This is a genomic window from Mesorhizobium sp. B2-2-4, assembly GCF_006442375.1.
Taxonomy (GTDB): domain Bacteria; phylum Pseudomonadota; class Alphaproteobacteria; order Rhizobiales; family Rhizobiaceae; genus Mesorhizobium.
On sequence record NZ_VFWB01000001.1, the window covers coordinates 356,584 to 369,042 of the forward strand.

Consider the following 12,459-nt stretch of genomic DNA (forward strand, 5'->3'; position numbering starts at 1 on the left):
CAGGCCTTACTTGCCGGCCTTCTCTTCGCCGCCGGTCTTGTCGTCCAGCGAATGGCGCAGGATCAGCGGCATCTGGCTGAAGGTGAACAGAAGCGTGATCGGCATGATGCCCCAGACCTTGAAGGTAACCCAGGCATCGGTCGAAAAATTCCGCCACACCACCTCGTTGACGAGGGCCAGGAACAGGAAGAACAGACCCCAGCGGAAGGTGAGTTTTCTCCAGCCCTCGGCATCAAGCCTGAAGGCGGAATCGAAGACGTAGCCAAGCAGCGATCTGCCGAAGAACAACCCTCCGAGCAGCACGCCGCCGAACAGCGTGTTGACGATGGTCGGCTTCATCTTGATGAAGATGTCGTCCTGCAGGTAGAGCGTCAACGCGCCGAAGATGAAGACGACGACGCCCGACACCATCGGCATGATCGGCAGGGTGCGGGTGAGTAGCCACGACGCGACCAGCGCGATCGCGGTGGCGGCCATGAACAGGCCGGTGGCGACGAAGATCGGGCCGCCGAATTCAGCCAGCGCCGGGAATTTCTGCGTCAGCCATTCGCCTCGCGCATTGGCGAAAAAGAACACCAGCAGCGGCCCTAGCTCGAGAACGAGCTTGAGCAGCGGGTTGACGCCTTCCTTCTTCTCTTTCTGCGGGTCGGACGGATCGCGTTCGAGAATGGGTGGGTTCATATCTTCCTTCTTACGCACGATCCGGTTGAAGCAATCTTCCCCGGGATCATGCCGTTACGCAACGCCAGCGATCGCCCTGGCGAATTCGCTTGCCGAGAACGGTTCGAGGTCGTCGACCTGTTCGCCGACGCCGATGAAATAGACCGGCAATCTGTGTTTTGCCGCGATCGCCACCAGAATACCGCCACGCGCCGTGCCGTCCAGCTTGGTCATCACCAGGCCGTTGACCCCGGCGACATTGCGGAAGATCTCGACCTGGTTGAGCGCGTTCTGGCCGGTGGTGGCGTCGACCGTCTGCAGCACGGTGTGCGGGGCTTCCGGATCAAGCTTGCCCAGCACGCGCACGATCTTTTCCAACTCGGCCATCAGCTCGGCCTTGTTTTGCAATCGGCCGGCGGTGTCGATGATCAGCACGTCGGAACCCGCTTCCTTCGCCTTCTCGAAGGCATCGTAGGCGAGGCCGGCGGCATCGGCGCCGAGCTTGGAGGCGATGACCGGCGATTTCGTCCGCTCGCCCCAGATCTTGAGCTGCTCGATGGCGGCGGCTCGGAAGGTGTCGCCGGCGGCCAGCATCACCGACAGGCCGCCATCGGTCAGTTTGGCCGCCAGCTTGCCGATGGTCGTGGTCTTGCCGGTGCCGTTGACGCCGACCACCAGGATGACATGCGGTTTGTGGCTGAGGTCGAGTTCCAGCGGCAGGGCGACGGGGGTCAGCACCTTCTCGACCTCCTGCGCCATCACGGTGCGGACCTCGGCGTCGGAGACATCCTTGCCGTAGCGGCTGGCGGCCAGCGAATCGGTGACGCGCAAGGCGGTCTCCAGCCCGAGATCGGCGCGGATCAGCACGTCCTCCAGGTCCTGCAGCGTGTCGTCGTCGAGCTTGCGCTTGGTGAAGACGCCAGCAATGTTGCCCGACAATTCGCGCGAGGAACGGGCAAGCCCGTCCCGCATGCGCTGGAACCAGGAGCGCCGCGGCGCCGGCTCCGGCGCCTTCTGCGGCTCGGCCTTCTGCTCCACTTTTTTGGCGACCGTCACCTTGACGGGAGCGGGCGTGGGCTTGGGCGGCGCGGGAACTGCCTCAGGTTCCGGCGCGATCTCGGCGCGCACAGGCTGCGGCTCGATCGGCGCAGGCTGGCGAATTGGCGGCGAGATTTCGGCGGCAGTTTCGGCACTGGGTGCCAGGTTCTCGACAGGCTGGCGCCCCTCACCCTTACCCTCTCCCCATGAAGGACGGAGAGAGGGAGGCGTTGGCGATGGAACTTCTTCCTTCTCCCTGTCACTATACGGGGAGAAGGCGCCGGCAGGCGGATGAGGGGGGGCGCCGGCCTGTGACGGCTGCGCCGAAGACGGTGTCGTAGGAATCTCGATTGGCGCCGGTGTCTCGACCGGAACTTCGGCGGGCGTCGGTACTTCGGCGGGTGCCGGTTCCGGCAGCTGCTCCGGGCGCGACGGGACAATTTCCGGCTCGGCGGGCGCTGGCGGCGGTACCTCCTGCGGCCGCGGTTCGGGCGCAGGCTCCGGAATGGCCGGAGGTGTCGGAACTTCCTCAGGTGCCGGCGGCTCCGGGCGCTCGGGCGTCGGTGCCGGTTCCTCCTCCGGCCGCGGCTCCGGCAGCGGTTCCGGCTCGGGCGGAACAGTCGGCTCCGGCACCGGCGGAATGGCCGGGGCAGGCTCGGGTGTCGGCTCCTCGGGCGGCGCGGGCTCGACGGGAGGCTGAGCCTGGGTCTCCTCCCGCTTCAGGAATTCCGGAACGGCCTGCTCGGCCGCCGGCTTCAGCGTGTCGAGCTGATCCCATTTGATCGGCGGCAGCGGGGCGGTCTCGTCGACGCGCTCCTCGACGACCTCCTTCTTGCCGAACGAAAATATCTTCTTGAAGAACCCGGCCATCTCTTGCGTTTCTCAGGCGGCGCGGGCGGCAAGCGGGGCCGCGATCAGCCGGGCGCCGTCATGACCGGTGACTGTTGCTTCGACGATCTCGCCCGGCGCGCCGGTGGCGAGCGCGGCGAGCGTAAACCCTTCGGTGCGGCCGAGCCCGTCGCGCTCGATCAGGATCGACTGGCGCGTTCCGGAGAGCGACGACAGATGGCGGCGATATGCGGTCTCGCCGGCGGCGCGCAGGCGGGCTGCCCGCTGCTTGACCACTTCGCGGCGGACCTGCGGCATGCGCGCGGCGGGTGTGCCTTCGCGCGGCGAAAACGGAAAGACGTGCAGGTGGGTCAGCCCGCATTCCTCGACGATCTTTGCCGAATTTTCGAACATCGCCTCCGTCTCGGTCGGGAAGCCGGCGATGATGTCGGCGCCGAAGACGACGTCGGGGCGCAGCTTGCGCACGTCTTCGCAGAAGCGGATCGACTGATCGCGCAGATGCCGACGCTTCATGCGCTTCAAAATCATGTCGTCGCCCGATTGCAGCGACAGATGCAGATGCGGCATCAGCCGCGGCTCGGTGGCGATGACGTCGAGCAAATCGTCGTCGGCCTCGATGGAATCGATGGAGGAGAGGCGCAGGCGCTTCACGTCCGGCACCTGGCGCAGGATCGTCTTCACCAGCCTGCCGAGTTTCGGCGCACCCGGCAGGTCGGCGCCGAAACTGGTCATGTCGACGCCGGTCAGCACGATCTCGGCATAGCCGTTGCCGGTGAGCCGCTTGACCTGTTCGACCACGGCGCCCATCGGCACCGAGCGTGAATTGCCGCGGCCATAGGGGATGATGCAGAAGGTGCAGCGGTGGTCGCAGCCATTCTGCACCTGCACGAAGGCGCGTGCCCTGCCCTCGATGGCATCGACCATATGGCCGGCGGTCTCGCGTACGGAGAAGATGTCGTTGACGCGCGCCTTCTCGCTGTCGTTGACGCCGAAATCCGGCAGCGCGCGATAGGAATTGGCCTTCAGCTTCTCCTCATTGCCGAGAACGAGATCGACCTCGTCCATGGCCGCGAAATTCTGCGGCTCGGTCTGCGCCGCGCAGCCGGTGACGATGATGCGAGCTTCGGGGTTGTCGCGGCGCGCCTTGCGGATCGCCTGTTTGGCCTGGCGGACCGCTTCGCCGGTGACGGCGCAGGTGTTGAAGATGACGGCGCCGCCAGCCAGCCCACCGAGGCCCGCAGTTTCGGCCTCGCGCCGCATCACCTCGGATTCATAAGTGTTCAGCCGGCAGCCGAAGGTCACCAGTTCGATGCGATTGGGGCCCTTCCCCACATCGCCATCCTTGAAAGGAGCGGGCATCAGGCCGCGCTTTCGGTGTCGCGCGCCCAGGCGCCGCTCGAGGGATCGAAGCTGCCGGAAAACTCCCATTCGGCCGCACCGGTCAGGATGACATGGTCGTTTTCAAGCCATTCGACGTGCAGCGAGCCGCCGCCGGGGGTCAGTAGATTGACGCTGCGCCCGGTGCGCCGGGTGCGGGCCGCAGCCACGACGGCGGCGCAGGATGCCGTGCCGCAAGCCTTGGTCAGGCCGGCGCCGCGTTCCCAGGTGCGGATGATCATGCTGTCGGGCGAGGTCACCTGCGCGATGGTGATGTTGGCGCGCTCGGGGAAGATCGGATGGTTTTCGAGCAGCGGTCCGAAGCGGTCGAGTTCGTAGGACCAGACGTCGCGGTCGACCCAGAAGATGGCATGCGGATTGCCCATGGAGACGACCGAGGGCGAATGCAGCACCGGGGCGTCGATCGGGCCGACCTGCAATTCGATCATGCGGGTATCGCGAAACTCCTCAGCGAGCGGAATGTCCCGCCAGCCGAAGCGCGGCGTGCCCATGTCGACCGAGATCGAGCCGTCGGCATGTTCCTGCGCGTTGAGGATTCCGGCGACGGTCTCGAAGGTGAATGTCTTTTGTCCGGTCTCGGCCGCCAGCGCCTGGACGACGCAGCGCATGCCGTTGCCGCAGGCCTGCGCGCCCGAGCCGTCCGAATTCAATATGTCGATGAAATAGGCCGTACCCGGCGTCCGCGCCTCATGGATCGCCATGATCTGGTCGAACCGCGTCGAGGCATCGGCGTTGAGCGCGATCGCAGCTGTCGGCGTCACCCGGTCGGCACGGCCGCGCATGTCGGCAACGATGATCTCGTTGCCGATGCCGTTCATCTTGGCGAAAGGGGCGGTGCCTGCCATTTCTTCCGGTCATTCCGTACTGTTTGCCGCTATATGGCGGAAAAGGGCGGGAATTACCAGTGCATCGCGCCTTCAGGTGACGGCGAAGACGCCGAGCACGATCAGCAGGAATATGATCAGCACGATACCGATCAGGATGCGCGCGCCGGTGGCGGCCGCACCTGCTAATGCCGGCATGCCGAGCAGGCTCGCAGCGGCGGCGATAATCAGGAGAATGATGATCCATTTAAGCATGGAAATGCCTCGCAAAGCGATAGAAATCGAAGCCCCTTCAACAAACGCGCCGGTGGCGCTCGGGTTCCGCCGGCCGCGGCCGGCCCCGGTCAAAGCGCCGCTTCCTGCGGCACGTCCCAGACCTCACCTGGCCGCAAGGCGCGAAAACGTTCGCGCGGCAGGCCCTCGGCCTCCAGCGCCTCGTCGAGCTTGCGTGCCGGCTCGTCGATCGGTTCGTCGGTGAGCTGGAACGTGCCCCAATGGCAGCCGGCCGCATAGGCGGCGTTGCACAATGTCATGCCTTGCACCGCCTCCTCCGGGTTCTGATGCTGCGAGGCCATGAACCAGCGCGGCTCATAGGCGCCGATCGGCAGGATGGCGAAGCGGAAGCCGCCGTGCTTGTGAGCCATGAGCCGGTAGTTGATGCCGTCATGGAAGCCGGTATCGCCCGCGAAATAGATCCGGCCGGCCGGCGTCTCGATGACGAAGCCGGCCCATAGCGCCATGCGCCGGTCGCGTGTGCCGCGCGCCGACCAGTGATGCGCCGGCTCGACATGGACGGCCACGCCATCGCCGATGTCGACCCTGTCGCCCCAGTCATGCGCCGAGAGCCGCATGCCGGGAACCGCCCCGCCAATCAGGACGTCATTGCCGAACGGGGTCACCACCAGCGGGTCGTGCCTGGCCTTGAGCTGCTTCAGCGTCGCGATGTCGAGATGGTCGTAGTGATTGTGGCTGATCAGCACGAGATCGATCGGCGGCAGGTCGGCCAGGGCGATGCCCGGCGCATTGACGCGTTTCGGCCCAACGAAGGAGAACGGCGAGGCCCGCAGCGACCATACCGGATCGGTGAGGATGTTCAGGCCCGCGGTCTGGACCAGCAGCGTGGAATGACCGACCATGGTCACGGTCAGGCCGGCGCCCTCGACACGTGCGGGCGGCTTTGCCTGCGGAAAGGGGCTCGGATTGGTGGCCGGCCATTTCGAGCGTTGGCCATTGAACTGCCATTTCAGCAGATCGGCGAAACGCGCCGGCGGCTGGCCGCCGGGATTGAAGAACAAGGTTCCGTCGAAATGATCGCTGGGTGGGCCGTTATAGTAGCGATTGGCGGCTTTCGGTCTCGCAGCCAATTTGCGGCTCCAGCGAATTTCGTCTTGATAGACATAAGCCCTGTGCCGGCTGGCGCAAGCGTTTGCCGAACGAATGCCAACGGCCCGGGCGGCCGGCTTGAGTAGGATTGGATTGGGGAGGACGATGCTATGGCAATGAAGCGGACCAGGACACCATGGATGAAGGCCGGGGATTTCGGCCGCTCGCTGGCGCGCGGCATCGGCGTCAACCTGCTGGTGAGCGACATGGCGGCCATGGAAGCCTTCTGTCGCGACGTGCTCGGCGCCGATATCATCTATGCCGACGAGGATTTCGCGGCAATCGAGCTGCTGGGCTCGGTGTTCATGCTGCACGCCGACCATTCCTATCTCGACAATGCCATGACAGGGACGATCGCCGGCGCCGAGACACGCGGCGCCGGCGTCGAGCTGCGTCTTTACGGCGCCAACCCGGATGCGGTCGAGACCACGCGCGCGATCACGGCCACATCGTGCTGGCCGGGGCGATCGACAAGCCGCACGGCCTGCGCGAGAGCTATGTCGTCGGACCGGACGGCTATATATTCGTGCCAAGCGCTCCGCTGGCCGGATGATTGCGACAAATTTGCAACAATTCTTGGCGCAAACCCTATTTTAACCATATCGGGTTGAAATTTCGCCACCTTCTCCATCTTGGTGGAGGGCGACATTGTGCGGACGGCAGCCCCGCCGGATCCGACGGAGGTTGGAATGACTTTTTCGAAAGCCGGCCTGGTGGCCGTATCGCTGGCGGCGCTCGTTGCGAGCGGCTGCTCAACGTCACGGTTCTCCTCGATGGACGACCAGCAGCCGGCGCCGCTGCAGCCAGCACCGTCCGGTCAGGTGACGGCCAACCAGTTGCCGCCTCCGGCCTCTCCCGGCACCACCGATCCCTCGCAATTCCCGACCGCGCCGCAGAACAGCCAGGTCGCCTCCTTGCCGCCGGACGGTTCGGCGCCGGCGGGTGCGCCGGACCTGACCGCGGCCAGTGTCGCCGGCGTATGGAACGCCAGCGTTTCCGGCCAGAGCTGCAAGGTGGCGACGCCGCAGACCAAATTCGGCGCCGGCTTCCGTGCCGGACCGCTGCATTGCCCGGCGCCGATCGACGGCATCAAGTCATGGAACGTCGCCGGCAAGCAGTTGACGCTTTACGATGAGAATGGCGGCACGCTGGCACGGCTCTATTCCTCGGGCGGCTCGAAATTCGACGGCCAGACTTCCAATGGCCTGCCGATCTCGCTTACAAGGTAAGCCAAGCCCCTCGACAACGACGTGACCTATGCATCTGCGTGACGGCCTCCAGACCCATGTGACCGTCAGGCAGCGTTACGATCATCTGGTCGACACCGGTGCCATCGAGCGCGATCCGGCGCAGGAGCGGATCGTCACCGCTCTCGACCGGCTGGTATCAGAGATTTCGGTGAAGCGGCTGGCGCACAAATCGAGCGCGCTTGGCTGGCTCTTCGCCCGAAGGCGCGAGACGCACGAGGCGGTCAAGGGCCTCTACATCCATGGCGGCGTCGGCCGCGGCAAGACCATGTTGATGGACTTGTTCTTCGAGCTGCTGCCGGTGCGGCGCAAGCGCCGCGTGCATTTCAACGACTTCATGGCCGAGGTGCAGGATCGCATCCAGAAGCACCGGCAGGAGCGCAAGGACGGCACGGTGAGGGAAGACGATCCGATTCCGCCGGTGGCGCGGGCGCTTGCCGAACAGGCCTGGGTACTGTGTTTCGACGAGTTCTCGGTCACCGACATCGCCGATGCGATGATCCTGTCCCGGCTGTTTTCGGCGCTGTTCGCCAGCGGCGTGGTGCTGGTGGCGACGTCGAACGTAGCGCCGGAGAACCTCTATCGCGACGGGCTGAACCGTCAGCTTTTCCTGCCCTTCATCGGCATATTGGAACGGCATGCGCAGGTGCTCTCGCTCGATGCCGACAAGGACTATCGGCTGGAGAAGCTTGCCCGTACGCCAGTCTATGTGACGCCCGCCGATGCGGCGGCCGATGAGGCGCTGGACGCGGCTTGGCAAACGATGACGCGCGGCGCGCCGACGGCCGAGGCGTCGCTTGCCGTCAAGGGCCGGCAGTTGGCCGTTCCGCGCGCCGCCGGCGACGCGGCGCGTTTTTCCTTCGCCGATCTGTGCGAGAAACCGCTCGGCGCGCGCGACTATCTGGCCCTTGCCGACCGCTTCTCGACCATCTTTATCGACCACATTCCGGTGCTGGGTGAAGGCCAGCGCAACGAGGCCAAGCGCTTCATCCTGCTGGTCGACACGCTCTACGACCATCACATCAGGCTGGTGGTAAGCGCGGAAGCGCCGCCGCAGCAACTCTATGTGGCCAAGCGCGGCGTCGAGGTGTTCGAGTTCGAACGCACGGCTTCGCGGCTGATCGAGATGCAGAGCCGCGACTGGCTGGAGGATTGGGCGGAGCGGCGGAAGGCGAAGACGACGCCGGAGGCGCGGCAGGCGCCGGCTACGCCGCCTTCGTCCCAGGGCGGAGCGACGCAAAGCGAAGCGCGCACCCTAGGACGAAGATAGGCCGAACTCCTGTCAGCCTCGCTACAGTTGATAAACATACATGACGAAGCTCTCTGCTGACTCGTGCGTCTCCTTGCGCGACTCGTAAAGCGCGGGCGGCACGGTTGTCCGGCTCGGTGCCGACCCAGGCTTCTTCGCAGCCATTCTCCCTGCCGATCGCAAACATCGCGTCGAGCATCTTTCGCGCGATGCCCTGGCGCTGGAAGGCCGGCGATACGCCGACCTCGTCGATGTAGAGCTCCGTCGCCTTGTCGGGATGACGGTGGATGATGGCGGCGCATTGACCGACGGTCACGCCGTCGGCGAGCGCCACGACCATGAAGTGGCCGGGTTCCCTGAGATAGGCTGCCAATCGATCTGGCCTGACCGGTTCGTCGAACACATCCTCGGCAACCCGCATCACAAGGGCGTCATTGCCGGCATCAAGTCTTACGATCTCTATCTTCATCGTGTAGATTTTCCCCAGTCGAGTTTTCAAACTTTTACGTTTACGTAATTCCCGGTCACTCTAACCGATTGAAAACGCTCGCTCCAAAATAATCGTTTGAATTTACGCGGCGCCGGGGCTATTGGGTGCGGCGAAATCTCGCGGGATCCCCGCAGCATTCCGGTCTCTTCCTCGACGCCGTCATCAGATCGTCAGCGATTTGAGCGACATCACGAACAAAGGGAAACTATCCTGACATGGCACGCAACAAGATAGCGCTTATCGGCTCTGGCATGATCGGCGGCACGCTCGCTCACATGATCGGCCTCAAGGATCTCGGCGACGTGGTTCTGTTCGATATTGCCGAAGGCATCCCGCAGGGCAAGGGGCTCGATATCGCGCAATCGTCGCCGGTCGACGGGTTCGATTCCAGGCTGACCGGCGTCAACGACTATGCCGGGATCGAAGGGGCGGACGTCTGCATCGTCACCGCCGGCGTGCCGCGCAAGCCGGGCATGAGCCGCGACGATCTGCTCGGCATCAACCTCAAGGTCATGGAACAGGTCGGCGCCGGCCTGAAGAAGTACGCGCCGAAGGCCTTCGTCATCTGCATCACCAATCCGCTGGATGCGATGGTCTGGGCGCTGCAGAAGTTTTCCGGCCTGCCCAACACCCATGTCGTGGGCATGGCCGGCGTGCTCGACAGCGCTCGCTTCCGCTATTTCCTGGCCGAGGAGTTTAAGGTCTCGGTCGAGGACGTCACCGCCTTCGTGCTCGGCGGCCATGGCGATTCCATGGTGCCGATGATCCGCTATTCGACGGTTGCAGGCATTCCTCTGCCCGATCTCGTCAAGATGGGCTGGACCTCGAAGGAGAAGCTCGACCAGATCGTGCAGCGCACCCGCGATGGCGGCGCCGAAATCGTCGGCCTGTTGAAGACCGGATCGGCCTATTATGCGCCGGCCGCATCGGCGATCTCGATGGCCGAAGCCTATCTCAAGGACAAGAAGCGTGTGCTGCCTTGCGCGGCTCATCTTTCCGGCCAGTATGGCGTGAAGAACACCTATGTCGGCGTTCCCGTGGTGATCGGCGCCGGTGGCGTCGAGCGCGTCATCGAGATCGAGCTTTCCAAGCCAGAGCAGAAGATGTTCGACAGCTCGGTGGCGGCGGTGCAGGGCCTGACCGAGGCCTGCGTCAAGATCGCGCCGCAACTCGCCTCGAAGTGAACCCCAGCAGCTGATCCGGAGACGATCCAGATGAACATCCATGAATATCAGGGCAAGGCGCTGCTGAAGGGCTTTGGCGCGCCGGTGGCCCAAGGCGTGCCGGTGTTCAAGGCGGATGAGGCGGAAGCCGCCGCCAAGGCGCTGCCCGGCCCGCTCTATGTGGTGAAGAGCCAGATCCATGCCGGCGGCCGCGGCAAGGGCAAGTTCAAGGAGCTCGGGCCCGACGCCAAGGGCGGCGTGCGGCTGGCCAAGTCGGTCGCCGACGTCGTCGCCAACGCCAACGAGATGCTCGGCCACACCCTGGTGACCAAGCAAACCGGCCCGGCCGGCAAGCAGGTCAACCGGCTCTATATCGAGGATGGCGCCGACATCGAGCGCGAGCTCTATCTGTCTGTTCTGGTCGACCGTTCGGTCGGCCGCATCGCCTTCGTCGTCTCGACCGAAGGCGGCATGGACATCGAGGCGGTCGCCCACGACACGCCGGAAAAGATTATCACCGTCGCCATCGATCCGGAAAAGGGCGTTACCGCGGATGACGTGAAGAAACTCAATGGCGCGCTGAAGCTCGACGGCGATGCTGCCAGGGACGGCGGCACGCTGTTCCCGATCCTCTACAAGGCCTTCGTCGAGAAGGACATGAGCCTGCTCGAGGTCAATCCCCTGATCGTCATGAAAAACGGCCGGCTGCGCGTCCTCGACGCCAAGGTGTCGTTCGACAACAACGCGCTGTTTCGCCATCCGGATGTGCTCGAGCTGCGCGACACCACCGAAGAGGACGAGAAGGAGATCGAGGCGTCGAAATACGACCTCGCTTATGTCGCGCTCGACGGCAATATCGGCTGCATGGTCAATGGCGCCGGCCTCGCCATGGCGACGATGGACATCATCAAGCTCTACGGCGCCGAGCCGGCCAACTTTCTCGATGTCGGCGGCGGCGCGTCGAAGGAAAAGGTGACGGCGGCCTTCAAGATCATCACCAGGGATCCGGCGGTCAAGGGCATCCTGATCAACATCTTCGGCGGCATCATGAAATGCGACATCATCGCCGAGGGCGTCATCGCCGCGGTCAAGGAAGTCGGCCTGAAAGTGCCGCTGGTCGTGCGCCTGGAAGGCACCAATGCCGAACTCGGCAAGAAGATCATCAACGACAGCGGCCTCAACGTCGTGTCAGCCGACGATCTTGACGACGCGGCCAAGAAAATCGTGGCGGCGGTGAAGGGCTGATCAAGTGCCTCCACGCAAGATAAACCTCGTCGAGGCTGCGGATGCGAAGATCGCGGATGTCTTCGATCCGCATATCGCCGGCGACGTCAATGACAGCCAGGCGAAGGTCGCCAAGTTCGGCGCGGTTTTCGACTGGCACGCCCATGACAACGAAGACGAAGCCTTCCTCGTGCTGCGCGGCCGCATCGCCATCGATTTCCGCGACGGTCCGGTCGAGCTCGGCGAAGGCGATTTCATCGTCGTGCCGCGCGGCGTCGAGCACCGGCCGCGTTCGCTGACACCGGAACCGGTGGTGCTGATGTTCGAGCCGGCGACGACGCTCAACACCGGCAACGCCAAGAGCGCTCTCACCGTCACCGACCTGAAGCGGCTCTGAGCCATGAACGCGGCCTCCTTCTCCTCGCTCTCGCCTGATCACCAGCGCCTGCAGGCGCTGGTCGGCGCGTGGCGTGGCGAGGAAGAGGTCGCGGACACACAATGGGCCGATGGCGGCTCAGCGACTTCGGAAGTACTGGCAGAGGCACAGTTCGGCGGCCTGTTCGTAGTGCAACGCTATCGCCAGCGCCGCGACGGGACGATTTCGTTCGGCGCGCACAGCGTGTTCGGCTTCGACCGGCAAAACAGCCTTGTCACCATGCATCAGTTCGATTCGATGGGCTTTGTGCCGGCCTCGCCGGCCTCCGGCACGTGGGAGGGCAACACACTGACGCTGTTGCGCTCGTCGCCGCGCGGGGCCGCACGCGTGACCTACGCTTTCGACGGCAGCGACAGCTATCGCATGCGACTGCAATTCCAGCCCGTCGGCAGCGACGGCTGGCAAGACATGATGAGCGGCCTTTACCGGCGCGTCCCGCCTTCCGTTTTGGGGGATGGCTGAGCGATGGAAATCCTGGGCAAAGCGGTTGAAGAAAGA

General features: G+C 64.5%; 14 protein-coding genes. 7 read left to right on the top strand and 7 right to left on the bottom strand.

The features are described from left to right. Positions 1 to 6: 6 nt before the first annotated feature. The 6 genes from FJ959_RS01800 to FJ959_RS01825 form a co-directional block, all read right to left on the bottom strand. A complete protein-coding gene (locus FJ959_RS01800; RefSeq protein WP_140492839.1) occupies positions 7 to 681 on the bottom strand; it encodes a septation protein A in 675 nt (224 codons plus the stop codon). Positions 682 to 735: 54 nt separating this feature from the next. Continuing rightward, on the bottom strand, positions 736 to 2,568 hold the full coding sequence (gene ftsY / locus FJ959_RS01805; RefSeq protein WP_140628148.1) for a signal recognition particle-docking protein FtsY: 1,833 nt from the start codon (positions 2,566 to 2,568) through the stop codon (positions 736 to 738). A 12-nt stretch (positions 2,569 to 2,580) separates the two neighbouring features. Continuing rightward, positions 2,581 to 3,906 (bottom strand): tRNA (N(6)-L-threonylcarbamoyladenosine(37)-C(2))-methylthiotransferase MtaB, encoded by a 1,326-nt coding sequence (mtaB, locus tag FJ959_RS01810; protein ID WP_140492833.1) that lies wholly within the window; start codon positions 3,904 to 3,906, stop codon positions 2,581 to 2,583. Further along, positions 3,906 to 4,790, bottom strand: coding sequence for a diaminopimelate epimerase (dapF, locus tag FJ959_RS01815; protein ID WP_140518073.1), 885 nt, complete (start codon positions 4,788 to 4,790; stop codon positions 3,906 to 3,908). Before dapF ends, mtaB begins: the two co-directional genes overlap by 1 nt. Positions 4,791 to 4,862: 72 nt before the next feature. Then, a complete protein-coding gene (locus FJ959_RS01820) occupies positions 4,863 to 5,024 on the bottom strand; it encodes a DUF1328 family protein (RefSeq protein ID WP_140518074.1) in 162 nt (53 codons plus the stop codon). An 89-nt stretch (positions 5,025 to 5,113) separates the two neighbouring features. Then, entirely contained in the window at positions 5,114 to 6,133 is a 1,020-nt protein-coding gene (locus FJ959_RS01825) for an MBL fold metallo-hydrolase (RefSeq protein ID WP_140559281.1), read from the bottom strand. A 129-nt stretch (positions 6,134 to 6,262) separates the two neighbouring features. On the opposite strand from FJ959_RS01825, the gene FJ959_RS01830 reads away from it, so the two are divergent. The 3 genes from FJ959_RS01830 (at position 6,263) to zapE (ending at position 8,669) form a co-directional block, all read left to right on the top strand. Then, positions 6,263 to 6,763, top strand: a complete 501-nt coding sequence (locus FJ959_RS01830) for a hypothetical protein (protein ID WP_246678984.1) — start codon at positions 6,263 to 6,265, stop codon at positions 6,761 to 6,763. Positions 6,764 to 6,841: 78 nt separating this feature from the next. Further along, positions 6,842 to 7,381 carry a protease inhibitor Inh/omp19 family protein gene (locus FJ959_RS01835; protein ID WP_140628151.1) on the top strand — a complete coding sequence of 180 codons (540 nt, stop codon included), beginning with the start codon at positions 6,842 to 6,844 and terminating at the stop codon, positions 7,379 to 7,381. Positions 7,382 to 7,409: 28 nt separating this feature from the next. Then, positions 7,410 to 8,669, top strand: a complete 1,260-nt coding sequence (gene zapE, locus FJ959_RS01840; protein WP_140628154.1) for a cell division protein ZapE — start codon at positions 7,410 to 7,412, stop codon at positions 8,667 to 8,669. Here zapE and FJ959_RS01845 read toward each other — a convergent pair. Next, positions 8,605 to 9,147, bottom strand: a complete 543-nt coding sequence (locus FJ959_RS01845) for a GNAT family N-acetyltransferase (protein ID WP_246680756.1) — start codon at positions 9,145 to 9,147, stop codon at positions 8,605 to 8,607. The genes zapE and FJ959_RS01845 overlap by 65 nt on opposite strands. 206 nt (positions 9,148 to 9,353) lie before the next feature. On the opposite strand from FJ959_RS01845, the gene mdh reads away from it, so the two are divergent. From mdh to FJ959_RS01865, 4 genes are read left to right on the top strand one after another with little or no spacing between them, the layout of a single operon-like run. Next, a complete protein-coding gene (mdh, locus tag FJ959_RS01850) occupies positions 9,354 to 10,322 on the top strand; it encodes a malate dehydrogenase (protein WP_140492808.1) in 969 nt (322 codons plus the stop codon). A gap of 30 nt (positions 10,323 to 10,352) precedes the next feature. Next, complete coding sequence (gene sucC, locus FJ959_RS01855) at positions 10,353 to 11,546, top strand: ADP-forming succinate--CoA ligase subunit beta (protein ID WP_140492804.1); 1,194 nt, start codon at positions 10,353 to 10,355, stop codon at positions 11,544 to 11,546. Positions 11,547 to 11,550: 4 nt separating this feature from the next. Beyond that, positions 11,551 to 11,922, top strand: a complete 372-nt coding sequence (locus tag FJ959_RS01860; RefSeq protein WP_140524969.1) for a cupin domain-containing protein — start codon at positions 11,551 to 11,553, stop codon at positions 11,920 to 11,922. A gap of 3 nt (positions 11,923 to 11,925) precedes the next feature. After that, entirely contained in the window at positions 11,926 to 12,423 is a 498-nt protein-coding gene (locus tag FJ959_RS01865; RefSeq protein WP_140492799.1) for a DUF1579 family protein, read from the top strand. Positions 12,424 to 12,459 lie beyond the last annotated feature (36 nt).

What these genes read in the sequence shown, in the direction of transcription:
- sucC (WP_140492804.1), top strand. Translation starts at nt 10,353, where the DNA reads ATGAACATCCATGAATATCAGGGCAAGGCGCTGCTGAAGGGCTTTGGC.
- zapE (WP_140628154.1), top strand. Translation starts at nt 7,410, where the DNA reads ATGCATCTGCGTGACGGCCTCCAGACCCATGTGACCGTCAGGCAGCGT.
- FJ959_RS01800 (WP_140492839.1), bottom strand. Translation starts at nt 681, where the DNA reads ATGAACCCACCCATTCTCGAACGCGATCCGTCCGACCCGCAGAAAGAG.
- dapF (WP_140518073.1), bottom strand. Translation starts at nt 4,790, where the DNA reads ATGGCAGGCACCGCCCCTTTCGCCAAGATGAACGGCATCGGCAACGAG.
- FJ959_RS01865 (WP_140492799.1), top strand. Translation starts at nt 11,926, where the DNA reads ATGAACGCGGCCTCCTTCTCCTCGCTCTCGCCTGATCACCAGCGCCTG.
- FJ959_RS01830 (WP_246678984.1), top strand. Translation starts at nt 6,263, where the DNA reads ATGGCAATGAAGCGGACCAGGACACCATGGATGAAGGCCGGGGATTTC.
- FJ959_RS01835 (WP_140628151.1), top strand. Translation starts at nt 6,842, where the DNA reads ATGACTTTTTCGAAAGCCGGCCTGGTGGCCGTATCGCTGGCGGCGCTC.
- mtaB (WP_140492833.1), bottom strand. Translation starts at nt 3,906, where the DNA reads ATGCCCGCTCCTTTCAAGGATGGCGATGTGGGGAAGGGCCCCAATCGC.
- FJ959_RS01820 (WP_140518074.1), bottom strand. Translation starts at nt 5,024, where the DNA reads ATGCTTAAATGGATCATCATTCTCCTGATTATCGCCGCCGCTGCGAGC.
- ftsY (WP_140628148.1), bottom strand. Translation starts at nt 2,568, where the DNA reads ATGGCCGGGTTCTTCAAGAAGATATTTTCGTTCGGCAAGAAGGAGGTC.
- mdh (WP_140492808.1), top strand. Translation starts at nt 9,354, where the DNA reads ATGGCACGCAACAAGATAGCGCTTATCGGCTCTGGCATGATCGGCGGC.